The organism is Streptococcus sp. F0442 (genome assembly GCF_000314795.2).
GTDB lineage: Bacteria > Bacillota > Bacilli > Lactobacillales > Streptococcaceae > Streptococcus.
Genome location: NZ_KB373314.1, coordinates 1 through 23,105 on the forward strand (window position 1 = coordinate 1; position 23,105 = coordinate 23,105).

Annotated in this window: 24 protein-coding genes and 1 pseudogene; 21 read left to right on the plus strand and 4 right to left on the minus strand. The window is 37.6% G+C overall.

From position 1 onward, the window contains the following. Positions 1-550 precede the first annotated feature (550 nt). The 3 genes from HMPREF9186_RS00005 (at position 551) to msr(D) (ending at position 3,907) form a co-directional block, all read left to right on the plus strand. Positions 551-721 (plus strand): hypothetical protein, encoded by a 171-nt coding sequence (locus tag HMPREF9186_RS00005; protein ID WP_000873143.1) that lies wholly within the window; start codon positions 551-553, stop codon positions 719-721. A gap of 385 nt (positions 722-1,106) precedes the next feature. Further along, the gene (gene mef(A) / locus HMPREF9186_RS00010; RefSeq protein WP_000417519.1) at positions 1,107-2,324 is read left to right on the plus strand and encodes a macrolide efflux MFS transporter Mef(A); all 1,218 of its coding nucleotides are present in this window, start codon (positions 1,107-1,109) and stop codon (positions 2,322-2,324) included. Between the two features lie 119 nt (positions 2,325-2,443). Next, positions 2,444-3,907, plus strand: a complete 1,464-nt coding sequence (gene msr(D), locus HMPREF9186_RS00015; protein WP_009730792.1) for an ABC-F type ribosomal protection protein Msr(D) — start codon at positions 2,444-2,446, stop codon at positions 3,905-3,907. A 117-nt stretch (positions 3,908-4,024) separates the two neighbouring features. Here msr(D) and HMPREF9186_RS00020 read toward each other — a convergent pair whose 3' ends face one another. From HMPREF9186_RS00020 to HMPREF9186_RS00035, 4 genes are read right to left on the minus strand one after another with little or no spacing between them, the layout of a single operon-like run. Then, positions 4,025-4,324: a DUF5960 family protein gene (locus HMPREF9186_RS00020; protein WP_001072467.1), complete on the minus strand. Its 300-nt coding sequence runs from the start codon at positions 4,322-4,324 to the stop codon at positions 4,025-4,027. Next, positions 4,311-4,679, minus strand: coding sequence for a hypothetical protein (locus HMPREF9186_RS00025; protein ID WP_000567222.1), 369 nt, complete (start codon positions 4,677-4,679; stop codon positions 4,311-4,313). Before HMPREF9186_RS00025 ends, HMPREF9186_RS00020 begins: the two co-directional genes overlap by 14 nt. A gap of 12 nt (positions 4,680-4,691) precedes the next feature. Beyond that, on the minus strand, positions 4,692-5,027 hold the full coding sequence (locus HMPREF9186_RS00030) for a DinB/UmuC family translesion DNA polymerase (protein WP_000806926.1): 336 nt from the start codon (positions 5,025-5,027) through the stop codon (positions 4,692-4,694). Continuing rightward, on the minus strand, positions 5,024-5,269 hold the full coding sequence (locus HMPREF9186_RS00035) for a hypothetical protein (protein WP_001813542.1): 246 nt from the start codon (positions 5,267-5,269) through the stop codon (positions 5,024-5,026). Before HMPREF9186_RS00035 ends, HMPREF9186_RS00030 begins: the two co-directional genes overlap by 4 nt. Positions 5,270-5,817: 548 nt before the next feature. Here HMPREF9186_RS00035 and HMPREF9186_RS00045 point away from each other — a divergent pair. From HMPREF9186_RS00045 to aguA, 18 genes and pseudogenes are all read left to right on the plus strand, one after another. Further along, entirely contained in the window at positions 5,818-6,570 is a 753-nt protein-coding gene (locus HMPREF9186_RS00045) for a CPBP family intramembrane glutamic endopeptidase (protein WP_009730793.1), read from the plus strand. An 88-nt stretch (positions 6,571-6,658) separates the two neighbouring features. Further along, positions 6,659-7,150 (plus strand): nucleotidyltransferase, encoded by a 492-nt coding sequence (locus tag HMPREF9186_RS00050; RefSeq protein ID WP_009730794.1) that lies wholly within the window; start codon positions 6,659-6,661, stop codon positions 7,148-7,150. 47 nt (positions 7,151-7,197) lie between these two features. Beyond that, positions 7,198-8,916 carry a DUF262 domain-containing protein gene (locus tag HMPREF9186_RS00055; RefSeq protein ID WP_009730795.1) on the plus strand — a complete coding sequence of 573 codons (1,719 nt, stop codon included), beginning with the start codon at positions 7,198-7,200 and terminating at the stop codon, positions 8,914-8,916. A gap of 150 nt (positions 8,917-9,066) precedes the next feature. Further along, the gene (locus HMPREF9186_RS00060; RefSeq protein ID WP_009730796.1) at positions 9,067-9,594 is read left to right on the plus strand and encodes a hypothetical protein; all 528 of its coding nucleotides are present in this window, start codon (positions 9,067-9,069) and stop codon (positions 9,592-9,594) included. Positions 9,595-9,817: 223 nt separating this feature from the next. Further along, positions 9,818-10,246 (plus strand): aminoglycoside 6'-N-acetyltransferase, encoded by a 429-nt coding sequence (gene aac(6') / locus HMPREF9186_RS00065; protein WP_009730797.1) that lies wholly within the window; start codon positions 9,818-9,820, stop codon positions 10,244-10,246. A 47-nt stretch (positions 10,247-10,293) separates the two neighbouring features. Continuing rightward, entirely contained in the window at positions 10,294-10,902 is a 609-nt protein-coding gene (locus HMPREF9186_RS00070) for a Type 1 glutamine amidotransferase-like domain-containing protein (protein ID WP_037613814.1), read from the plus strand. A gap of 119 nt (positions 10,903-11,021) precedes the next feature. After that, positions 11,022-11,342, plus strand: a complete 321-nt coding sequence (locus HMPREF9186_RS00075) for a TfoX/Sxy family protein (RefSeq protein ID WP_009730799.1) — start codon at positions 11,022-11,024, stop codon at positions 11,340-11,342. A 305-nt stretch (positions 11,343-11,647) separates the two neighbouring features. Further along, positions 11,648-12,691 (plus strand): DMT family transporter, encoded by a 1,044-nt coding sequence (locus HMPREF9186_RS00080; protein WP_009730800.1) that lies wholly within the window; start codon positions 11,648-11,650, stop codon positions 12,689-12,691. A 176-nt stretch (positions 12,692-12,867) separates the two neighbouring features. After that, a complete protein-coding gene (locus HMPREF9186_RS00085) occupies positions 12,868-13,476 on the plus strand; it encodes a Type 1 glutamine amidotransferase-like domain-containing protein (protein WP_009730801.1) in 609 nt (202 codons plus the stop codon). Positions 13,477-13,582: 106 nt separating this feature from the next. Beyond that, complete coding sequence (locus HMPREF9186_RS00090; RefSeq protein ID WP_009730802.1) at positions 13,583-14,461, plus strand: aminoglycoside phosphotransferase family protein; 879 nt, start codon at positions 13,583-13,585, stop codon at positions 14,459-14,461. A gap of 131 nt (positions 14,462-14,592) precedes the next feature. Then, the gene (locus tag HMPREF9186_RS00095; RefSeq protein ID WP_009730803.1) at positions 14,593-15,378 is read left to right on the plus strand and encodes an alpha/beta fold hydrolase; all 786 of its coding nucleotides are present in this window, start codon (positions 14,593-14,595) and stop codon (positions 15,376-15,378) included. A 21-nt stretch (positions 15,379-15,399) separates the two neighbouring features. Next, on the plus strand, positions 15,400-16,254 hold the full coding sequence (locus tag HMPREF9186_RS00100; protein WP_009730804.1) for an ADP-ribosylglycohydrolase family protein: 855 nt from the start codon (positions 15,400-15,402) through the stop codon (positions 16,252-16,254). Between the two features lie 208 nt (positions 16,255-16,462). Continuing rightward, positions 16,463-16,717 (plus strand): annotated as a pseudogene (locus HMPREF9186_RS11520) (hypothetical protein); the annotation flags it as partial. A 599-nt stretch (positions 16,718-17,316) separates the two neighbouring features. Next, a complete protein-coding gene (locus tag HMPREF9186_RS00110; protein ID WP_009730806.1) occupies positions 17,317-18,771 on the plus strand; it encodes an aminotransferase class I/II-fold pyridoxal phosphate-dependent enzyme in 1,455 nt (484 codons plus the stop codon). Continuing rightward, positions 18,772-19,632 carry a polyamine aminopropyltransferase gene (gene speE, locus HMPREF9186_RS00115; protein ID WP_006596119.1) on the plus strand — a complete coding sequence of 287 codons (861 nt, stop codon included), beginning with the start codon at positions 18,772-18,774 and terminating at the stop codon, positions 19,630-19,632. Beyond that, positions 19,629-20,888, plus strand: a complete 1,260-nt coding sequence (locus tag HMPREF9186_RS00120; RefSeq protein ID WP_009730807.1) for a saccharopine dehydrogenase family protein — start codon at positions 19,629-19,631, stop codon at positions 20,886-20,888. The genes speE and HMPREF9186_RS00120 overlap by 4 nt, the downstream gene beginning before the upstream one ends. Next, positions 20,888-22,015, plus strand: coding sequence for a carboxynorspermidine decarboxylase (gene nspC, locus HMPREF9186_RS00125; protein WP_009730808.1), 1,128 nt, complete (start codon positions 20,888-20,890; stop codon positions 22,013-22,015). The genes HMPREF9186_RS00120 and nspC overlap by 1 nt, the downstream gene beginning before the upstream one ends. Next, positions 22,012-23,097, plus strand: coding sequence for an agmatine deiminase (aguA, locus tag HMPREF9186_RS00130; RefSeq protein WP_009730809.1), 1,086 nt, complete (start codon positions 22,012-22,014; stop codon positions 23,095-23,097). The genes nspC and aguA overlap by 4 nt, the downstream gene beginning before the upstream one ends. Positions 23,098-23,105: the final 8 nt, after the last annotated feature.

Sequence of the window (23,105 nt, forward strand, 5' to 3'; positions counted from 1 at the left end):
CATGTTGAGGCGGTAAGTTTGCTAGTCAAGGAGTAAAACGACGAAGATTAGCATTTACTTCCGCCCATGCGATAGCTGTCCGTGATTGACAAGTGCTAGCACGCAGACAGAACGGAGATAGCGAACCGCTGAGTGTGTCGCTCTGCTCGTAAAAGCTTAGAAACCTTTGAACGAAAGGGATAATGAAAGCCTTGATTGCAAGGCTTTTTGCTTTATGGTGGGTAAGTATCAGAGTGAGAAAATTTTTGGAATGAGTAGAAGTGATAGCTAGAAATTATCAGTTTCTATTTCCATTTACCCTGTGGGTACGTGTTTGTTTCCATTGACAAGGAGTTTGTGGGAATAGAAATGTACCCACCTTGTTTGAATCAAGTGAAGTGTAGTTGAAGGAAATCTGTTGAAAGCAATACTTCATTTTACCGAATAAGTAATAATTTAGGCAACTTCAAATCGATTAAAAAAAACTATTTTAAAGGTTAAGAGTAGACAAAAATTGTCCACTCTTTTTTGCAAACTCAATTTATCAATAAATGAAATGAGGGAATGTAAAATGAAATATTTTGAGGTTGAGTTAGAAAATCCTGATGAATTTTTAAAACTACAAACAGAAGATTTTGTGAAAGCTAATCGCTTGCTACTAAGGAAGATAATCCAGAGCGTTACAGTCTATGAAGAAAACTTCGTCATATCCTTTAAATCTGGCATCGAATTGGAAGTATGAGTCTCATTCCATAACTTTTATATTGAACATATCATCTTGTTGTGTTATACTGTAAATTGATATAAACAAAGATGTAGGAGGAACCGAAACTATGACAGCCTCAATGCGTTTAAGATAAGCTGGCAATAAAAAAAGCAGAATCTATACCCGATGATAGGCTTTTTTGTTGTGCTTATTTATACGATATTGAGCATTCATTAGTTACGGTGAGGATATTGGTTATTTAACTATACCTTTATTTAACTATGTCTTTAATATGAATGTTTCCAAATTGTATGTATGCAGACCAAAAGCCACATTGTGGGGTTTGGCCTGCATTTTTTATTGCCTAGAATGCTATTCAAAATAGAAATTCAAGCAAAATAATATGCAGGAGATAATATAAATGGAAAAATACAACAATTGGAAACGAAAATTTTATGCAATATGGGCAGGGCAAGCAGTATCATTAATCACTAGTGCCATCCTGCAAATGGCGATTATTTTTTACCTTACAGAAAAAACAGGATCTGCGATGGTCTTGTCTATGGCTTCATTAGTAGGTTTTTTACCCTATGCGATTTTGGGACCTGCCATTGGTGTGCTAGTGGATCGTCATGATAGGAAGAAGATAATGATTGGTGCCGATTTAATTATCGCAGCAGCTGGTGCAGTGCTTGCTATTGTTGCATTCTGTATGGAGCTACCTGTCTGGATGATTATGATAGTATTGTTTATCCGTAGCATTGGAACAGCTTTTCATACCCCAGCACTCAATGCGGTTACACCACTTTTAGTACCAGAAGAACAGCTAACGAAATGCGCAGGCTATAGTCAGTCTTTGCAGTCTATAAGCTATATTGTTAGTCCGGCAGTTGCAGCACTCTTATACTCCGTTTGGGATTTAAATGCTATTATTGCCATCGACGTATTGGGTGCTGTGATTGCATCTATTACGGTAGCAATTGTACGTATACCTAAGCTGGGTAATCAAGTGCAAAGTTTAGAACCAAATTTCATAAGGGAGATGAAAGAAGGAGTTGTGGTTCTGAGACAAAACAAAGGATTGTTTGCCTTATTACTCTTAGGAACACTATATACTTTTGTTTATATGCCAATCAATGCACTATTTCCTTTAATAAGCATGGAACACTTTAATGGAACGCCTGTGCATATTTCTATTACGGAAATTTCCTTTGCATTTGGGATGCTAGCAGGAGGCTTATTATTAGGAAGATTAGGGGGCTTCGAAAAGCATGTATTACTAATAACAAGTTCATTTTTTATAATGGGGACCAGTTTAGCCGTTTCGGGAATACTTCCTCCAAATGGATTTGTAATATTCGTAGTTTGCTGTGCAATAATGGGGCTTTCGGTGCCATTTTATAGCGGTGTGCAAACAGCTCTTTTTCAGGAGAAAATTAAGCCTGAATATTTAGGACGTGTATTTTCTTTGATCGGAAGTATCATGTCACTTGCTATGCCAATTGGGTTAATTCTTTCTGGATTCTTTGCTGATAAAATCGGTGTAAATCATTGGTTTTTACTATCAGGTATTTTAATTATTGGCATTGCTATAGTTTGCCAAATGATAACTGAGGTTAGAAAATTAGATTTAAAATAAACAATATTGGAGGAATATTTATGTATCTTATTTTCATGTAACTCTTCCTGCTAAAATCGCAGGGTTTTCCCTGCATACAAGCAAATGAAAGCATGCGATTATAGACAGGAGGAAATGTTATGGAATTAATAATAAAAGCAAAAGACATTCGTGTGGAATTCAAAGGACGCGATGTTTTAGATATAAATGAATTAGAAGTATATGATTATGACCGTATTGGTTTAGTAGGAGCAAATGGTGCTGGAAAAAGCACTTTACTCAGGGTACTTTTAGGAGAATTAACTCCCCCAGGATGTAAAATGAATCGTCTGGGTGAACTTGCCTATATTCCCCAGTTGGACGAAGTAACTCTGCAGGAGGAAAAAGATTTTGCACTTGTAGGCAAGCTAGGTGTTGAGCAATTAAATATACAGACTATGAGCGGTGGTGAAGAAACAAGGCTTAAAATAGCACAGGCCTTATCGGCACAGGTTCATGGTATTTTAGCGGATGAACCTACGAGCCATTTAGACCGTGAAGGAATTGATTTTCTAATAGGACAGCTAAAATATTTTACAGGTGCACTGTTAGTTATTAGCCATGACCGCTATTTTCTTGATGAAATAGTAGATAAAATATGGGAACTGAAAGATGGCAAAATCACTGAGTATTGGGGAAACTATTCTGATTATCTTCGTCAGAAAGAGGAAGAACGTAAGAGCCAAGCTGCAGAATACGAACAATTTATTGCGGAACGTGCCCGATTGGAAAGGGCTGCGGAGGAAAAGCGAAAACAGGCTCGTAAAATAGAACAGAAGGCAAAAGGTTCTTCAAAGAAAAAAAGTACTGAAGACGGAGGGCGTTTAGCTCATCAAAAATCAATAGGAAGTAAGGAAAAAAAGATGTATAATGCTGCTAAAACCCTAGAGCACAGGATTGCGGCCTTAGGAAAAGTAGAAGCTCCGGAAGGCATTCGCAGAATTCGTTTCAGGCAAAGTAAAGCATTGGAGCTCCATAATCCATACCCTATAGTCGGTGCAGAAATTAATAAAGTATTTGGGGATAAGGCTCTGTTTGAAAATGCATCTTTTCAAATTCCGTTAGGAGCAAAAGTGGCGTTAACTGGTGGTAATGGAATCGGAAAAACAACTTTAATCCAAATGATCTTAAACCATGAAGAAGGAATTTCTATTTCGCCTAAGGCAAAAATAGGTTACTTTGCACAGAATGGTTACAAGTACAACAGTAATCAGAATGTTATGGAGTTTATGCAGAAGGATTGTGACTACAATATATCAGAAATTCGTTCAGTGCTAGCATCTATGGGGTTCAAACAGAACGATATTGGAAAAAGTTTATCTGTTTTAAGCGGTGGAGAAATTATAAAATTGTTGCTTGCTAAAATGCTCATGGGTAGATATAACATCCTAATAATGGATGAACCCAGTAACTTCCTTGACATACCAAGTTTAGAGGCTTTGGAAATACTAATGAAGGAGTACACCGGAACTATCGTGTTTATCACCCACGATAAACGATTACTCGAAAATGTAGCAGATGTAGTTTATGAAATTAGAGATAAGAAAATAAATCTGAAACATTAAATTTAAGGTAGTCGCTGGTCAGTATAGTCTGTTCTGGTTGGCGACTCCATTGTTAAAGAGTATAAAGACTTTAGATTTTATGAATATTAAAAATAGGAACAGTCAATTGAACTGCTCCTATTTTTCTGCTAAATATATTGTAGTTTTCTTATATGTATAATGATAGATTAGCGGATTCTCATCTACGGTACTTACTTCAAATATGAAGAAGTGATCGCGGTTATCTCTGGACTTTTCCTTATTGAGGACAAAGTAATTCTTACGTGAAGTCGCCATTGTTTTTAGGATATCATCAGTTAGGAAGGTCAATGGAATATTCATGTTAGAGTAGCGGTAGAAGTCACGTTCAAAATCTTGGTAGCTCTCGCTATAATAGTCCATTTGTAGGTGATTACGCTGAAACTCAAGCTGATTCATAGAGCACCTCCTCGACAAGTTCAATACTAATAATGTCTTTTAATTTCAAATTGATGTGACCTGTTGTAGTTTTTATCAAAATGAAATCTTTGGTCAGACTTGGTATTGTTCCAGTGTAGGAAACACGCTTGTTTTTTTCAATCACTTGAATGCGTGTGCGTAGCTGCCCGGCGTATACTTGACTGAGGAGTAATAATTTCTTCTCTAGTGATAAGTCAGACATGTACGTTACTTTGTTTGTATCATCAGAGAGTGCTGATGCATGTTCAGATAGGAAAAAGCCCATCCATTTTTGCATCTTTGTATCCTGGTACTCTCTTGCTGATTGAAATGGTAAATATGAACGGTCAATCATATCAAATCCTTTCTATGCAGAGGCAAGGGTATTTTTATCAAATTGAATCGTAAAACCTTGAATTCCCCCACCTGTGTAACATTCTTTAAAGCGATTGATTACCTCAGTATAGATTATCACAGATGAGCTTGTTGGCTTAATGCTAAATGTAAATTCCAATGGTAATCGGTTTTCAGATTTAGCATGTACTAGTCGTATCGATATTTCAGTTGTTTTGAGTTTTCTCTGACGAAGTTTTGAAGTTGCTGTTTCAACGATTCCATGTAAAAATCTTTCAAGCATTTCAATATCATTACATCCTTTGCTACGGATTTCTGAAAATTGTACTGTATTTTTTTCTTGTTTCATTTTAATCCCTCCAATCCACCCGCGGAATGACCACCGATAAGTTTACTGCGTTCAATATTTCTGGAACCTTCAGTTAGGACGGTTCCTTTTTGTATGGCTAAAAAACCAAACTGTTCTCTGACAACATCAATAGCTGTCTGAAGTCTATTATCTTTTTCAATTTGTTCTACATCATCAAAGAGTGATAGTAGAGTATAGCTTTCATCTACGAAGCCACTATAAGATACACCAATTTGTCTCACTGCACCAGAGGTGTATTTTTTCGGAATAATACAAGTACATGACTCACCATTGTTTTGGGGAGATTTGCGGGTTCAATTTTATTCTGAGCATTTATAGATTTTTTCATCTCAGTCCTAGAATAGCCAATATGAATAGAAACGACAGTAGTCAATACTAGGGCTACTGTTCCGTTCCACAGTATCATTTAAAAATCATTTTCACACCCTTTCGTCTATTAGTATAGAAGAAAGCTCTCAGCACACGTTGAGGCAGTATCACTGCTTGTAAGAGCTGAGGCATCAGCGTAGTAGAAGGAGATGTTCCGCCCATGCGATAGATGTCGTAGAGTAAGGAGTTTACGACGAAACGATACGGCAACAGCGAACCGCCGAGTGTGTTGCTCTGCTCGTAAAAGCCTAGAAAGCTTGGTATGAATTAATAATGAAAAGCCTTGATTGTAAGGCTTTTTTTGTGTTTTTGTGATAGAATATAGGTAGTTATAATCGACAGCAACTAAGAAGCAGTAAAAAAATATTATTCATAGAATAATCAGGATTAGGAAGATAAAATGACAGAAATTGACAAAAAGAATTTAAAAAATTATCTTTATTGTACATTTGGAATTACTTATATAGCTTGGGGGATTCTTGCCATCTTTACGCAATCTCATATTTTGGGATTAGAAACATTTATAGGGAGAATGTTACATATAGTAGGTGCACTTGGTCCAGCTATTGCAAGTGGCTTTTATTTGAAAAGGAATAATATAAAATTTAAACAATTTTTATTTAGTAAGAAAGAAAATAGTAGTATTTATTTCATTATTCATCTGTTAGCAATTTTGATACTATTTTCTGTATCTTCCTTAGAATTAAACGGAGTATCCATTTATCTGATGCCATTATTCTTTATACAACTAATTTTTTTTGGTGGTGGACATGAAGAATTAGGATGGAGAGGAATATTACAGCCGTTACTTGATAAAAAATATACTTATTGGCAATCTAATTTGATTGTAGGATCAATCTGGGGAATTTGGCATCTGCCTTTATGGTTTATAGTTGGAGAAAGTCATCAAGGATTTCCTTTTATTTTATTTTTTATATATACATTATTTTTAAGTTTTGTTTTAGGGCTTCTTTACCGTCAAACGAAATCTGTGGGATACTGTATAATATTTCATGCGTTCGCAAATTTGTTAAATCTCTATTTTGTGTTAAAAATTAATGTTATTTTTATTATCATTTTTATTGCTTATTTAATTTATACAATATTGGCGAGTAATAGAATTAGTAAGGAAAAGAGTTTGTATCCAAAATAACTGGATATACTCTAGAAAATGAAGATGATTTTGTTCAAGGGAATAAAGTAGAAATAACGAACATTTAGATGAAAGGTTTAGAGTAAACATGAGTCTCTTATTTGAAGAATTTAAAACTATTTGTTTCCATTTAAATCGAGTCGGAATTACACCGACACTGATGGGGTCTTTGGGATTGGAGTTTAGAACGAAAGAAAATTGGGGGCCGTCTGACATTGACGTTCATGTGCCTGGTGACCCTAGAGGTTGGGAAGCACCTGATCATCTCAGAATTTATGACTGGGACAAGATAATGAAAGTGATGAAAGACTTAGGCTACGTCTTAATAGATATTCATGAGCATGAATTCAAAAAGGATCGAGTGAGTGTTGAATTTGGAAGTATCGATTCCTTACCTGATTTTGCAGGAGTTTCGGAATCGAATATAGAGCTTATTCACATTGATGGCATCACTTTTCGTCTTCCAAGTCTGGAGCAGTATCTAAGTATTTACAAAGCTTCTTCTCAAGACTCCTATCGAAATGAACACAATAACAATAAGGATTTTAAAAAGATTGAGTGGATGGAAAGACATTTGTAAATTATCATATGAAAAGTAGAAATAATAAGTAATGACTGAGGTATATTATGGCATATGAAAAGAAAAGTATTAGAGCAATAATAGATGATGTGAATAGTAGAAGAGTATATCTTCCTGCTATTCAAAGAAAATATGTTTGGGGAGATTCGCAGATCACAAAATTAATGGATTCTATCATGTTAGGATACCCTATAGGAACTTTTCTATTATGGAAAGTCAAGAAGAGTATAGTGAACCAAAAAGAATATTCAATGTATGAATTTATAAAGGAATATCATGACAGAGATATGTATAAGAATCCTACTGCCCCACAGCCCTTTCCAATTGGCAGTGTTGATGAAACAATCTGGGCAATTTTAGATGGTCAGCAGAGATTGACATCTTTGTACATAGCATTGCAAGGAAGTATGAGTAGAAAACTCCCAAACAAAAGATGGAAGAACGATGATGCTTTCCCAAAGAAGGAGTTGTACTTTGATTTGCACAGTAAAAAAACTGATGACGAGGATATATCTTATGAATTCAGATTTTTGACATCAAATGAAGCCTCAAATAATAAGAATGATAAGGTTTGGTATTTAGTAAAAGATATCCTTAAGTATTCAGCTGAGGAATTATTAACAGAAGTTATCATTCCAAACGGTTGGGCAACCGATATTGTTGCAATAAAGAACATTTCTCTATTACATACAAGACTTGTTACTGATGAAATCATTAACTATTTTGAAGTAGAAAAAGATTCAATTGATAGTGTTTTGGATATTTTCGTCAGAGTTAATTCTGGTGGAACTGTTCTTTCAAAGAGTGACTTATTATTTTCGACTATTGTTTCTCATTGGGATAAGGCAAGAGATGAAATTGACAAGCTACTTTCAGAGATAAATAAGAAAGGTGAAGGTTTTAAGTTTTCTAATGATTTTATTATGCGCACTTGTTTGTATCTTTTAGATATGTCTGTAGCATTAAAAGTTGAAACATTCAAGAAAGATAGCGTATTAAAAATTAAAGAAAACTGGGATGCGATCCAAGAAGCAATAAAGGATACAGTTGATTTGCTAAATGAATTCGGATTTAATTCAGAAAATATGATTTCTTATGTTGCTGTTTCTCCTATGGTCTACTACCGATACAAAGGTGGTAATTACGATTCGAATAGTAAAGCAGAATTGAGAAAGTATATAGTAATCGCACAGGTTAAACAGATTTTTGGTACTGCATCAAATGCTGCACTAACAAGCATTCGAGAAGCATTGAAGACTGCTTCGACTAATTCGTTTAGTATGAAAAATTTTACTGGTGTAAGATTTACTGGTGATAGATCTCTTCGATATACAGCTGAAGAGATTGATGCTTTGTTTGATACATACGAGATTGGTGCCTATACATTTATGTTGCTTTCTCTTTTGTACCCAAATTTAAAGTTTAGCCAAAAGGGATTCCATCAAGATCATATGCACCCTCATACGGGATTTGAAGAGAAGAAAATAAAAAGTTTGATATTATCGGACGGAACTGTGATTGGTGAAGATACTAAGGAAGATTGGCGTAGAAGAAGGAATACATTAGCAAACCTTCAGCTGCTGGAAGGCAGGGAGAACGAAGTCAAGAATGCAACACCACTTGTTGAATGGTTAAAGGTAGCTGAAAATAGAGAAAATGTAAAGTATCTTCCAGCTGGTATTTCTTATGAACTTTCTAATTTTGAAGAGTTTATGGAAAAACGCCAAGAGCTGATGAGCAAGGCATTAAAAGATATTCTTTTATAGTAAGTGTTGAACAGGTTGTTTATTGGAGAACTTAGTCGTTTTGAGGTGGTGTCAACACCTGTCCAATATGATATGGGAATAGCGAACTGCGGAGTGTCTTAGTTTAATATAAAAAAGTAATTAACGTTTGAAAACCAGAAGGAAGAAAAAATGTATCTATTAGGATTATGTCAAAATGATTCCTCAAAGGATTTAGTCGCATTCGAGACTTTAGAAGAAGGACGAGAATTTGTAGCGCAAATCCCGGGATATACTTTAGAAACAGAAGATGGGTTTGAAGTGGAGTATGTAAATCCTAAACACTTACCGGATTATATGGAAATTGTTTTCAATGGAAATATTGTCCCTTTATCTAGATTTTCGTTTGAACCCGAAGAAAATGTGGACATTATTTGGAAAGAAATTTCGAATTTATCCGTTAAAAACGATGAAGTCAAAGCCTATATCGAAGCAAGAGAAGTAAACTTCCGCAAGGTAAAAGCTTTCTTAGAAAGCAAAGGTTATGAAGCCGACAGAATCTATTTCGGAAGTGAAGATGGCGAAGCAATTGTCTACAGAAATAAAGACGCCAAAGATTGGCGCTTCTTATGTCACTTAGATCCAATGTTTGTTGAGATTGAGGATGTAGAAGAATACGTAAAAGAAATGCTGGAAGATACCTCGCAAGGAGATGAATAGGGTATTAAACACTTAAACCGATTTCTATGAACTGGCTATTACTAGTGATACTATTACTTGAATGAACTGATACGGCAAGTCTGAACCCCTATGTGCGTTGCAACACTCTTCCGATCTGAGATAGTCGAAGAGTAGAAGGTGATGGTATTGGTATCAATCAATGAGTAACAAGGTAACAGCATGATTCGAAACATTTGCTTGTAATTTGCGGAGGAACATCAATATGGATGGAGTAACAAAAGATTCTATAAAAACGGCTAAACTAATGAAACAATTATGGCCCCAATTGACCGATAAAGAAGCTATTGATGAAGTAAAAAGATATACGAATGGCAAAAATACTGAAATCTTTACTGAAGTTGAAGGTGACACAATTGTTGGTCTAGCACTATGTTCACTCAGATTTGATTATGTTGAAGGTTGTAAATATAGTCCTGTTGGATTCTTAGAAGGGATTATTGTCGACGAGGAATATCGTTTAAAGGATATTGCTAAAAATCTCTGTACAAAATGTGAGGAATGGGCGAAAAATAAAGGATGTAAGGAATTTGCAAGTGACTGTACTTTAACGAATACGGATTCTATAAGATTTCATCTCAATATTGGATTTCAGGAGGCAAATAGAATTATTCATTTTAAGAAGAAATTATAATTTCAGAACGTGGTCAAAATTTATGTATCTTTAGAAAGTGTGAAAGATTGGACGAACAAATTTTTTTGATGGGTGGAAATCCGCCGATAAAGAACCATACGATTGTTAATAAAATTGTTTCATCAAGGAAGATCGATAGAATTGTCATTTTTACAGTTTATCGAGAAAATTGGGAACCGTACATGAAAAAGTACACGGAAGTTTTTCAAAGTCATTTTCCTAACCTAAACACTGATTACTTACTCTTGGACACTGAGCAGATTGATTTTGATAGCTATCTAGATGCTGATCTAATTATCATTGGTGGTGGAAATACGGAAAAGTATTTAGCTACTTACGTCAATCAGCAGTTCAAAAATTATATCGATCGTATGCTGAATAAAGGGGCAAAAGTTATAGGGTTTTCTGCAGGAGCCCTATTATTAGGAGAAAAAGTCTATGTTTCACCTAATGATAATTCAGATCATCAGATAAAGATAAAAAATGGATTAGGACTCTTTAGTCAGTTTTTATTGAGTGTTCATTATGATCCATGGAATGATAAAGCTAATAAGTCCAGTGCTGAAGAACTTGTTGATGTTCCCATAATTCCACTAAATGATCATTCCTGTCTTGTCTTGGATAAATCTGGGAACATTATAGAGAAAATTGACTAGTTTTCATTGTCTAAATCTTGATCTAGGTAACTAAAGCGTAGACGTACTGCATGGGACCCAATTTTCAATTTTATGAAAATGGACTATTGAAATTTTAGTAATTAAGGGAGATAGCAAAAATGGCTTCAAGTAAAGAATATTTAGATTTCATTTTAGAACAATTGTCCGAGTTGGAAGAAATATCATATAGAGCAATGATGGGTGAATATATAATTTATTATCGAGGGAAAATCATAGGTGGAATTTATGATGATAGATTTTTAGTGAAGCCTGTCAAATCTGCAATAGCGTATATGCCGAATGTAGAATACGAATTGCCGTATGAAGGTGCAAAGGAAATGCTATTGGTAGATGATGTTGACAACAAAGAATATTTAACCGGCTTATTTAATTCAATGTATGATGAGTTACCTACACCAAAACCAAAGAAAAAGAAATAATAAAATCTCAGTTTATCTAGGTAAATACCATTTAACGATAACCTTATGCGATCGTTAAAAAGTATGTGAATATGTTCTCGATGACTGCGCATGTTGAGTGTGTAAGTTTGTTAATAAAACGCAGTTAAACCACTCGCTTTGACATTTCAAGGCGAGAGGCTTCAAAGCTCCACTGGAGCTTTGAACTCCCCAAACCTTTTGAGTTCTAAGCGAATTCCTGTTTGGATGGAGTGATACTTTGGTTTGGATCTGGGCTGTGATATAGATGCCATGACCAGAATTAATGAAATAGAGGAGTAAAATTGATGGAGCAAAATAAGCTCAAAGCAATTATGTTTGCCTTTCTGGCAGCTGTTTTTTATGCCATAAATGTACCGATATCAAAGGTTCTTTTGCAGCATGTGGGCCCGACTACAATGGCAGCATTGTTGTATCTTGGTGCTGGGATTGGTATTGGGATGATGTCACTCTTTAATAAGAAGGACAGGGAGAAAGCTGAGAGCCTGACAAAAGCGGAACTTCCCTATATTGTCGGAATGATTGTTCTCGATATTGCTGCACCGATTTTTCTGATGCTTGGAATCAGCTATGGTTCCTCTGCCAATGCTTCGCTTCTCGGCAATTTTGAAATTGTGGCGACGACGGTCATTGCACTGATTCTCTTTAAAGAAGCTGTAACCAAAAGATTATGGGTAGCTATTGGGCTAATCACCCTGTCAAGCATCTTGCTGTCGTTTGAAGGAACAGACAGCTTTCATTTCTCTTATGGTTCTTTGCTGGTGATCATGGCTACCGTTTGCTGGGGACTTGAAAATAACTGCACTAGAGAACTATCATCAAAGAGCACCTATCAAATTGTCATGCTAAAAGGCCTATGCTCAGGTCTTGGCGCTCTGGTCATTGCTCTGATAAAAAGAGAGTCCTTTCCAGGAATCGGTTATATCGCCATTGCCTTGGCTTTAGGTTTTGTAGCCTACGGACTCAGCATTTTCATGTATGTGAGAGCCCAGAATGTTCTTGGAGCAGCTAAAACCAGTGCCTATTATGCTGTCAATCCCTTGATCGGAGCTCTCCTTGCTTTTGTATTTTTAAGTGAATCCTTATCCTGGATGTATGTGATCGCCTTGATCGTTATGGTCATTGGTTCTGCTTTAGTGGTAGTCGATACGTTTATTCGCCAACATGACCATGAACACCAGCATGCATTCACGCATAGCCATGGCGGAAGTACCCACACGCATACGGTAAGGCATTCGCATGTCCACAAGCATTATCTAACAGAAGAGAAGCACAGGCATCGTCATTCTATCGAGGAACTAGAGTGTCTAGCAGAGGAAAAAGATAGGTAAAAGCAAATAGAAGATAGGCTATTACGAGAGGCTGATAAGAAATTAGAATGAGCTGCCTTTGTTCTGAAATTCGGTAGATGCGAAGAGTTTCTGAGAGCTATCGGCAAAACTTGTATGGACAGATTAAAAGTTGGAGTACCATCTTTGCCTCGTTTTTGAGAAAGGACAAAGAAAAAATGGAAGCACAAATTTTTTTGATGGGTGGAAATCCACCGATAAAGAACCATACGATTGTTAATAGAATTGTGTCATCAAGGAAGATCGAAAGAATTGTCATTTTTACAGTTTATCGAGAAAATTGGGAACCGTATATGAAAAAGTACACGGAAGTTTTCCGAAGCCATTTTTCTAACCTAAATACTGATTACTTACTCTTGGACACTGAGCAGATTGATTTTGATAGCTATCTAGATGCTGATGTCATCATCATCGGTGGTGGAAATACGGAAAAGTATCTAGCTACTTATGTCAATCAGGAGTTCAAAAATTATATCGTTCATATGCTGAATAAAGGGGCGAAAGTTATGGGATTTTCTGCAGGAGCCCTATTATTAGGAGAAAAAGTCTATGTTTCACCTAATGATAATGCAGATCATCAGATAAAGATAAAAAATGGATTAGGACTCTTTAGTCAGTTTTTAATTAGTGTCCATTATGATTCCTGGAATGATAAAGCTAATAAGGATAGAGCTGAAGAACTCGTTCATGTTCCCATAATTCCACTAAATGATCATTCATGTCTTGTATTGGATAAACTTGGAAACATTATTGAGAAAATTGACTAGTTTTCATTATCTAAATCTTGATCTAGGTAACTAAAGTGTAGACAAACTGGATGGGTTACTAGTGAAAACTGCAAGAAGTGTTGGAAAGTGAATCGGAGAGTGCGTGATGAATTTTAGTAGTAAGATAGCCATAAATAAAGGCTGGTCAGATGATAAAAAATATTGTGTGACAGATCAAAATCAGCAAAAATATTTCTTGCGTGTTTCTGATAAGGAGAAGTTAGATTCTAAAAAATTTGAATTTGATATGATGGAGAAAGTGGCTTCTCTTGGAATTCCGATGTGTAAGCCAATTAGCATAGAACTCTGCGATGACGAAGTACATTCTTTACATGAATGGATAGATGGGAAAGATGCTCGAGAAACAATTTTAACTGTTTCAAAAGAACAACAATACATTTACGGACTAGAAGCAGGAAGAATCCTTCGAAAAATTCATTCACTCCTAGTTACAGAAGTTCGTGATGATTGGGAGGTCTTTTATAATCGAAAAATTGATGACAAAATCTCCAAATACAAAGAATGTCCAGTTCAATATGAAAATGGTCAGATCTTTATTGAGTTTTTAAATGCAAATCGAGAATTGTTAAAAGATAGACCTCAGGTTTTCCAACATGGAGATTATCATATAGGAAATTTCATGATTGGTGAAGATCGTAAAATTTATGTCATTGATTTTGATCGCTTTGACGTCGGGGATCCTTGGGAGGAATTCAATCGTATTGTATGGTCTGCTCAAGTCTCTCCCTCTTTTGCGTCTGGTATGATAGATGGATATTTTGATCATAAGGTTCCGGATTTATTTTGGAAGCTTCTCGCTATCTATATTCTAAATAACATAGTTGGTGCTCTGTCATGGGCTGTACCATACGGAGTTGAAGAAATAGTAGTAATGCAACATCAAGCTAAGGAAATTTTAGAATGGTATGATGATATGAATCAAATCATTCCTAGTTGGTACTTGAACAAGAAGAAGACTGAATAATGTAAACGTTGGAATATCATTTTTGGAAAATATGACACGATTATTTGCCCAAATTTAAACACATCTGACTATCTTTAATATGGGTGATTTTAATCAATACAAGTTAAACTGGTATAGTAAGGAGTTTAAATATGAAATTCCATGAATTTGGTGATAAGAATTTGCCTTCTATCTTGCTGATACATGGTGGTGGCAGTTCTTGGTGGAATTATCTTCGTCAAGCACGGATCTTATCAAAAGAATACCGTGTTATTCTACCCACTTTGAATGGCCACGGTGAAGAATATCAACTCGATTATGTTTCTACTGAAGATTCTGCTTTGGAGATCCTAGACTATGTCAAAGCAAACTGTGGTGGGAAGGTGTTTGCGATCGGTGGCGTTTCACTGGGTGGTCAAATTGCCATGGAACTTTTGTCCTTAGACAGCGAGATAGCTGAGAAGGCCATCATAGATGGAAGCCTCTGTATTTCTCAACCAAGGTTGGCTAAAATCAGCATCTTTCTAGTAGCTCTATTTGGTAAATTGATGTTCAGTAAATTCTCTTGCAAACTTCAATTAAGCATGATGAACAAACTCTATCCTAAACTGGCTTATCCAGAGGAGATAAAAGCTTATTATTTGGAGGATTTGCCAAGGACGCCTATCAAAACATTGGTGACCATTTACAAAACCTATATGGGGCGTTACAAGCTCAAGGACACGATTTCTGCAAGCAAGACGCAGGTTCTGTATATCTACGGTGAAAAAGAATTGAACTGTGTGAAAGCATCGGCAAAATTATTTCAACAGCTCCATCCCAATACGATCTTGTATGAAGCTAAGGGCTATAACCACGGCTATTTATCAGCTTATCTACCTCAAGAGTGGATTGAGTTGGTGGTACCATTTTTAAAGAGCGACCCATTGGAAATCTGATATGCTGTAAGGAGAAATCTTATGCTAGGGGCAATAGTTGGAGACATTGTAGGTTCTGTTTACGAATGGGGCAATATTAAAACGAAAGACTTTCTATTATTTCGTGAGGATTGTTTTTTCACTGATGATACGGTTATGACCTGTGCTGTTGCTGAAGCCATCATGAACGGTGGTCAGAAGGATGACTTTATTGATGCCATGAAAAAATATGGTAGGATGTATCCCGATGCAGGTTACGGTGCAAGATTTGGGAATTGGGTTGATGGCGACGATCGAGAACCCTATAATAGCTTTGGAAATGGCTCAGCAATGCGTGTTTCTCCATGTGCCTGGACCATGGATTGTAGTTTCTGTGCACGAACGGGAGCCTGGCCGTCCAGAAGAGCAGTTGCACGACTTTCTGCAGAGGTGACTCATAACCATCCAGAGGGGGTCAAAGGAGCTATGGCGACGTCTGATGCTATCTTTATGTGTCGTTATTACTTTGGAGGTTACAGTGGCGACTATGGAAAACCGATCAACGATAATCCTACAGAGTGTAAGAGACTCATCAAGGAACACATAGAACAAGAGTATGGATATAATCTTTCTCAAACACTAGATGAAATTCGTCCTACTTATCGTTTTAATGAAACTTGCCAGAATACGGTACCTCAGGCCATCATTGCCTTTCTTGAAAGTACAGATTTTGAAGATGCTATTCGAAATGCGATTTCTCTTGGTGGGGATAGTGATACTCTTGCTGCTATCACAGGAAGTATCGCCGAAGCAGCTTATGGAATCCCTGATTGGATCAAAGACAAGGCCTATAGCTATCTCGATGAGCCTTTGAAAGATGTGCTCAGACGATGGGAAGAAACGGTTGAAATAAAATAATAGATAGGCGTTATGCAGACCGATACTGAATGACGGAGGGTTATCGATGGTTATATTGGAATTGTATCAAGGTGATTATAAAAAAGATTTAGTCGTGTTTGATTCTTTAGAAGAGGGAAGAGTCTTTGTAGCGCAAATCCCGGGATATACTTTAGAAAAAGAAGATAGTTTTGATGTGGAGTATTTTAATCCAAAAAATCTACCGGCTATCACTTTGAAATTGGATGAACTCGACTTGACTAGTCGACTTGATGTTCCACGTGTTCAAGAAACTTTCAAAAAGCATCTATGGTCAATCCCACCATCAAATACAAGTGATGTCACTCAATTATGGTATGGATTACAGTGGTCAAGTAACAGTGACTCTCTATTTTGGAATGAGTATTATAGTCTTATCCGTCTAGATGAAAATTATTTGATGACTGATTTTAAACTAGCTGCCAAAGTAGCGCGTGATGAGTAAATACGATTTTGAATAGTTGAATTTGCTTATGCCCATCTAAAGGAATTAATTTATTTAGTTCGTTTTTTTGTTTTTGATTTAAATTTAAAACGATTTCTATTTCTGGGTTGAATAAATTACACGAACTAAATATTAAATGGTTTTAAAAAAAGTTCGAAAAATACTTTACAAGTCTCTGAAAACATGATATATTGATGAAGCTTAGAAAATGAGATGATGTTTTCTAGCAAATATAAACCCGAGTAAAAAATGCCTACGGACAGGCAGGGTTGAATGCCGAAGCGTGGTTGAAAAGCCACATTATTGATAGGGTTAAAAGCCTACTTTTATAAGTTGATGTTAGGACATTAGTTCTAATTCGTATACATTTGTTAGTGTGGTGAAAGCACACGTCATCTTGTGAAACGATCAATAAAGTACGTAATATTTGCTACTAGAGAGTTAGGAAACATCAGGAACAGACATACTCAAAAGAAACAAGCATAAACACGTCAGTAGATTGTAGAGCAGGTGCCAACCTGCTCTTTTTTCATAAGTTTCCTATAACACCTGATTTTAGCTCAGGTGTAGAAAATAAAGTAAAGGAGTATGTCTTCATAATGTTAAATCAGAACCAAGCTCCCATTTATGAGGGGTTAGTTAAGTTACGAAAGAAAAGGATTGTTCCTTTCGATGTACCAGGTCATAAGCGTGGCCGTGGGAATCCAGAGTTAGTTGAACTTTTAGGGGAAAAATGCGTTGGTATTGATGTCAATTCTATGAAGCCCTTGGACAATCTTGGGCATCCTATTTCGATTATCAGAGATGCAGAAGAGCTAGCAGCAGAGGCTTTTGGAGCTGCCCATGCCTTTTTAATGATTGGCGGGACAACCTCATCCGTGCAAACCATGATTCTTTCCACCTGTAAAGCAGGTGATAAAATCATCCTACCACGAAATGTCCATAAATCAGCCATCAATGCACTCGTTTTATGTGGAGCTATTCCCATCTATATCGAGATGAGTGTGGATCCCAAAATCGGTATTGCTTTGGGGCTTGAAAATGATCGTGTGGCACAAGCTATTAAGGACCATCCGGATGCCAAGGCTATCTTAATCAACAATCCTACCTACTATGGGATTTGTTCAGACTTAAAGGGGCTAACAGAGATGGCTCACGCTGCAGGAATGAAAGTCTTAGTAGACGAGGCACACGGTGCTCATCTCCACTTTACAGATAAACTTCCTCTATCTGCTATGGACGCTGGAGCAGATATGTCAGCCGTATCTATGCATAAGTCTGGTGGCAGCTTGACTCAAAGTTCGCTTCTTTTAGTTGGCGATCAGATGAATCCTGAGTACGTGCGTCAAATCATTAACCTGACCCAATCAACATCAGCATCCTATTTGTTAATGTCTAGTTTGGATATTTCACGCCGCAATTTGGCCCTTCGTGGTAAAGAGTCATTTGAGAAGGTCATTGAGCTATCTGAGTACGCTCGTCGTGAAATCAATGCCATCGGTGGCTACTATGCCTACTCAAAAGAGCTAGTAGATGGTGTATCGGTTTGTGATTTTGATGTAACCAAGCTGTCAGTTTACACTCAGGGTATTGGTCTAACAGGGATTGAAGTTTATGATCTCTTACGGGATGAATATGACATTCAAATTGAGTTTGGTGATATTGGCAATATCTTGGCCTACATTTCGATTGGTGACCGTATCCAAGACATTGAACGCTTGGTTGGTGCTCTAGCTGATATCAAGAGACTATACTCACGAGATGGGAAGGACTTGATCGCTGGCGAATATATCCAACCAGAGTTGGTGCTATCTCCACAGGAAGCCTTCTACTCAGAGAGAAGAAGCTTAACCTTGGACGAGTCCGTTGGACAAGTCTGTGGGGAATTTGTCATGTGTTACCCTCCTGGGATTCCTATCCTAGCACCTGGTGAACGAATTACACAAGGTCTTGTCGATTATATCCAATTCGCAAAAGAACGTGGTTGTTCCCTCCAAGGAACGGAAGATCCAGAGGTTAATCATATCAACGTTATTAAGAGAAAGGAGAACTAGATGGATTTATGGTTTTCTGAAGTTCATACTCCAGATGTGAAATTATCATTGAGAACTGCCAAACAACTCTATGCTGGAAAAAGTGAATGGCAGGATATAGAAGTATTAGATACACCAGCTTTTGGGAAAATACTGATTTTAAATGGGCATGTCTTGTTTTCAGATGCAGATGACTTTGTCTACAACGAAATGACAGTTCACGTTCCTATGGCTGTCCATCCCAATCCAAAGAAAGTCTTGGTTATTGGGGGTGGTGACGGTGGTGTTGCCCAAGTATTAACACTCTATCCAGAATTGGAACAAATCGATATCGTGGAACCAGATGAGATGCTGGTTGAGGTTTGTCGAGAATATTTTCCAGATTTTGCTGCTGGGCTAGATGATCCTCGTGTTACTATTTACTACCAAAATGGACTAAGGTTTTTGAGAAACTGTGAAAATGATTACGACATTATCATTAACGATGCGACCGATCCATTTGGCCATACGGAAGGGCTCTTTACCAAGGAATTTTACGGCAATAGTTACAGAGCCTTGAAAGAGGACGGAATCATGATTTATCAGCATGGTAGTCCCTTCTTTGACGAAGATGAGTCAGCTTGTCGAAGCATGCACCGTAAGGTTAATCAAGCCTTTCCAATCAGTCGAGTTTATCAGGCCCATATCCCTACCAGTCCTGCAGGCTATTGGTTATTTGGGTTTGCATCTAAAAAATACCACCCTGTCAAAGATTTTGACAAGGAAGGCTGGAAAAAACGCCAGCTTTTCACAGAATACTACACTGCAAACCTACATATTGGTGCCTTTATGTTGCCTAAGTATGTAGAAGACATTTTAGAAGAAGAGGAAGGAAGAAAATGAGTCGTTTATTAGTTATCGGATGTGGGGGCGTTGCCCAGGTTGCTATTTCAAAGATTTGTCAAGACAGCGAAACTTTTAAAGAGATTATGATTGCAAGCCGTACCAAGTCAAAATGTGATGACTTGAAGGCTAAATTAGAAGGCAAAACAAATACTAAGATTGAGACAGCTGCTCTTGATGCTGACAAGGTAGAAGAAGTGATTGCCTTGATTGAAAGCTACAAACCAGAAGCTGTTTTGAACGTAGCTCTACCATACCAAGATTTGACTATTATGGATGCTTGTTTGGCAACAGGTGTCCACTATATCGATACTGCCAACTATGAGGCTGAGGACACAGAAGACCCTGAATGGCGTGCTATTTATGAGAAACGTTGTAAGGAACTTGGTTTTACAGCTTACTTTGACTACTCATGGCAATGGGCTTACCAAGAGAAATTCAAGGAAGCAGGTCTGACTGCCTTGCTTGGATCTGGTTTTGATCCAGGGGTAACCAGCGTCTTTTCAGCTTATGCACTCAAACATTACTTTGACGAAATCCACTATATCGATATTTTAGACTGTAATGGTGGTGACCACGGTTATCCATTTGCGACAAACTTTAACCCAGAAATCAATCTACGTGAGGTTTCTGCACCAGGTTCTTACTGGGAAGATGGAAAATGGGTAGAAGTCGAAGCCATGTCTATCAAATGTGAGTATGATTTCCCTCAAGTTGGTCAAAAAGACATGTATCTCCTCCACCATGAAGAAATCGAATCATTAGCAAAGAACATTCCAGGAGTTAAACGGATTCGTTTCTTCATGACTTTTGGTCAATCTTATCTAACGCACATGAAATGCTTGGAAAACGTTGGGCTTCTTCGTACAGATGCAATTAATTTTAACGGACAAGAAATCGTACCAATCCAATTCTTGAAAGCCTTGCTCCCAGATCCTGCCAGCCTTGGCCCACGTACTGTTGGTAAAACTAATATTGGATGTATCTTTACAGGTGTCAAAGATGGCGTTGAAAAGACCATCTACATCTACAATGTTTGCGACCATCAAGAATGTTACGCAGAAGTTGGTTCACAAGCCATTTCTTACACAACAGGTGTTCCAGCTATGATTGGGACAAAATTAGTGATGGATGGCACTTGGAAACAACCAGGAGTTTATAACCTTGAAGAGTTGGATCCAGACCCATTCATGGAAGATTTGAATAAATACGGTTTGCCATGGGTTGTGGTAGAAAATCCACAAATGGTGGACTAATGAAGTTAGAACAAGTACCAACACCTTCTTATATCATTGACTTAGGAAAATTAGAAGAGAATTGCCGCATTTTACAAGAGGTTCAAGAAAAAACTGGCTGTAAGGTTCTACTGGCTCAAAAGGCTTATTCCCTCTATAAAACCTATCCTTTGATTAGTCAGTATCTGTCAGGTACGACGGCTAGTGGACTCTATGAGGCTAAGTTAGCTAGAGAAGAGTTCCCTGGGGAAGTCCATGTTTTTGCGCCAGCTTTCAAGGAATCAGATATGGAAGAGTTGCTTAAAATATCTGATCATATTGTCTTTAACTCAGAGAGACAATTACGAAAATATGGTCAACGTTGTCGTGAAGCTGGTATCAGTGTCGGTCTACGCCTCAATCCTAAATGTTCAACGCAGGGTGACCACGCGCTTTATGATCCTTGTGCTCCTGGCTCTCGTTTTGGAGTGACTTCAGACAAGATACCTAGTGATTTGCTGGACTTGGTTGACGGGCTTCATTTTCATACTCTTTGTGAGCAGGGGGCAGATGATTTAGAGACAACCTTGAAAGCAGTAGAAGAGCAGTTTGGAGCCTATTTGCATCAAGTTAAATGGCTCAATATGGGTGGTGGTCATCATATTACGAGAGATGACTATGATGTGGACTTACTGATTTCTGAGATTAAACGCATTCGAGAAACTTATAACCTTGACATCTATATCGAGCCAGGAGAAGCTATTGCCCTTAATGCGGGCTATCTAGCGACAGAAGTCTTAGATATTGTTGAAAACGGGATTGAGACCTTGGTGTTAGATGCTTCAGCAAGCTGCCATATGCCAGATGTTCTTGAGATGCCTTATCGCCCTCCATTGAGAGATGGTTTTGAAGCGCAAGAAAAACCTTATACTTATAGACTCTCTTCAAATACTTGCCTGACAGGGGATATCATTGGGGATTACAGCTTTGAAAAACCGATTGAAATCGGTGATCGCCTCTATTTTGAAGACATGGCTATTTACTCCTTTGTCAAAAATAATACCTTTAACGGCATTGGGCTTCCAAGTTTGTATCTCATGGATAAAGAGGGTGAGTGCAGTCTAGTCAAAGCATTTGGCTACCAAGACTTTAAGGAGAGATTATCATGATGGATAGCCCAAAGAAATTAGGTTACCGGATGCCTGCAGAGTATGAACCCCATCATGGGACTCTCATGATATGGCCTACTCGACCAGGTTCTTGGCCTTTTCAAGGAAAGGCTGCTAAAGCAGCTTTCAGCAAGATTATCAAAACGATTGCTCAGGGGGAAACAGTCTACCTTTTGGTTGAGGAGGACTATCTATCTGAAGCGCAATCCTATCTAGGAGACCAGGTTGTTTATTTAGATATTCCGACAAATGATGCCTGGGCTCGTGATACTGGTCCAACTATTCTCCTCAATGATCAAAGGGAAAAGTTAGCGGTAGATTGGTCTTTCAATGCCTGGGGTGGTGCTGTTGATGGTCTCTACCAAGACTATGAAGCAGATGACCAAGTAGCTAGTCGTTTTGCTGAGGAGTTGGAAATACCTGTTTACGATGCCAAACCTTTTGTACTGGAAGGTGGAGCTATACATAGTGACGGTCAAGGAACTATACTTGTGACTGAAAGTTGTTTGCTTAGTCCTGGTCGCAATCCCCAGCTGACTAAAGAAGAGATTGAAAAGACCTTACTAGAGAGCCTTGGTGCCGAAAAAGTCATTTGGTTTCCTTATGGTATTTATCAAGACGAAACAAATGAACACGTCGACAATGTTGCAGCCTTTGTTGGTCCTGCTGAGGTTGTTTTAGCTTGGACGGACGACCAAGACGATCCTCAGTATGCCATGTCTACAGAAGATCTAGCTCTTTTAGAGAAGGAAACCGATGCAAAAGGTCGAAGTTTCACTATTCATAAACTTCCAATCCCAGCTATTCATCAAGTAGTGACGGAAGATGATTTGCCGGGCTATACTTATGAAGAAGGTGAAGAAGAACGCTATGCAGGTGAACGTTTAGCAGCTTCCTATGTGAATTTTTACATTGCTAATAAGTCTGTCTTGGTTCCACAATTTCGGGATGAAAACGACCAAGTGGCCTTGGATATTCTGAGCCAGTGTTTTCCAGACCGTGAAGTTGTCGGAATTCCTGCAAGAGATATTCTTTTAGGTGGTGGAAATATCCACTGTATTACCCAACAAATTCCAGAATAGGAGAAAAA

Coding starts and splice junctions, on each gene's coding strand:
- HMPREF9186_RS00005 (WP_000873143.1), top strand. CDS start 551: ATGAAATATTTTGAGGTTGAGTTAGAAAATCCTGATGAATTTTTAAAA.
- HMPREF9186_RS00020 (WP_001072467.1), bottom strand. CDS start 4,324: ATGAATCAGCTTGAGTTTCAGCGTAATCACCTACAAATGGACTATTAT.
- HMPREF9186_RS00025 (WP_000567222.1), bottom strand. CDS start 4,679: ATGATTGACCGTTCATATTTACCATTTCAATCAGCAAGAGAGTACCAG.
- HMPREF9186_RS00030 (WP_000806926.1), bottom strand. CDS start 5,027: ATGAAACAAGAAAAAAATACAGTACAATTTTCAGAAATCCGTAGCAAA.
- HMPREF9186_RS00045 (WP_009730793.1), top strand. CDS start 5,818: ATGACAGAAATTGACAAAAAGAATTTAAAAAATTATCTTTATTGTACA.
- HMPREF9186_RS00050 (WP_009730794.1), top strand. CDS start 6,659: ATGAGTCTCTTATTTGAAGAATTTAAAACTATTTGTTTCCATTTAAAT.
- HMPREF9186_RS00055 (WP_009730795.1), top strand. CDS start 7,198: ATGGCATATGAAAAGAAAAGTATTAGAGCAATAATAGATGATGTGAAT.
- HMPREF9186_RS00060 (WP_009730796.1), top strand. CDS start 9,067: ATGTATCTATTAGGATTATGTCAAAATGATTCCTCAAAGGATTTAGTC.
- HMPREF9186_RS00075 (WP_009730799.1), top strand. CDS start 11,022: ATGGCTTCAAGTAAAGAATATTTAGATTTCATTTTAGAACAATTGTCC.
- HMPREF9186_RS00080 (WP_009730800.1), top strand. CDS start 11,648: ATGGAGCAAAATAAGCTCAAAGCAATTATGTTTGCCTTTCTGGCAGCT.
- HMPREF9186_RS00085 (WP_009730801.1), top strand. CDS start 12,868: ATGGAAGCACAAATTTTTTTGATGGGTGGAAATCCACCGATAAAGAAC.
- HMPREF9186_RS00090 (WP_009730802.1), top strand. CDS start 13,583: ATGAATTTTAGTAGTAAGATAGCCATAAATAAAGGCTGGTCAGATGAT.
- HMPREF9186_RS00095 (WP_009730803.1), top strand. CDS start 14,593: ATGAAATTCCATGAATTTGGTGATAAGAATTTGCCTTCTATCTTGCTG.
- HMPREF9186_RS00100 (WP_009730804.1), top strand. CDS start 15,400: ATGCTAGGGGCAATAGTTGGAGACATTGTAGGTTCTGTTTACGAATGG.
- HMPREF9186_RS00110 (WP_009730806.1), top strand. CDS start 17,317: ATGTTAAATCAGAACCAAGCTCCCATTTATGAGGGGTTAGTTAAGTTA.
- speE (WP_006596119.1), top strand. CDS start 18,772: ATGGATTTATGGTTTTCTGAAGTTCATACTCCAGATGTGAAATTATCA.
- HMPREF9186_RS00120 (WP_009730807.1), top strand. CDS start 19,629: ATGAGTCGTTTATTAGTTATCGGATGTGGGGGCGTTGCCCAGGTTGCT.
- nspC (WP_009730808.1), top strand. CDS start 20,888: ATGAAGTTAGAACAAGTACCAACACCTTCTTATATCATTGACTTAGGA.
- aguA (WP_009730809.1), top strand. CDS start 22,012: ATGATGGATAGCCCAAAGAAATTAGGTTACCGGATGCCTGCAGAGTAT.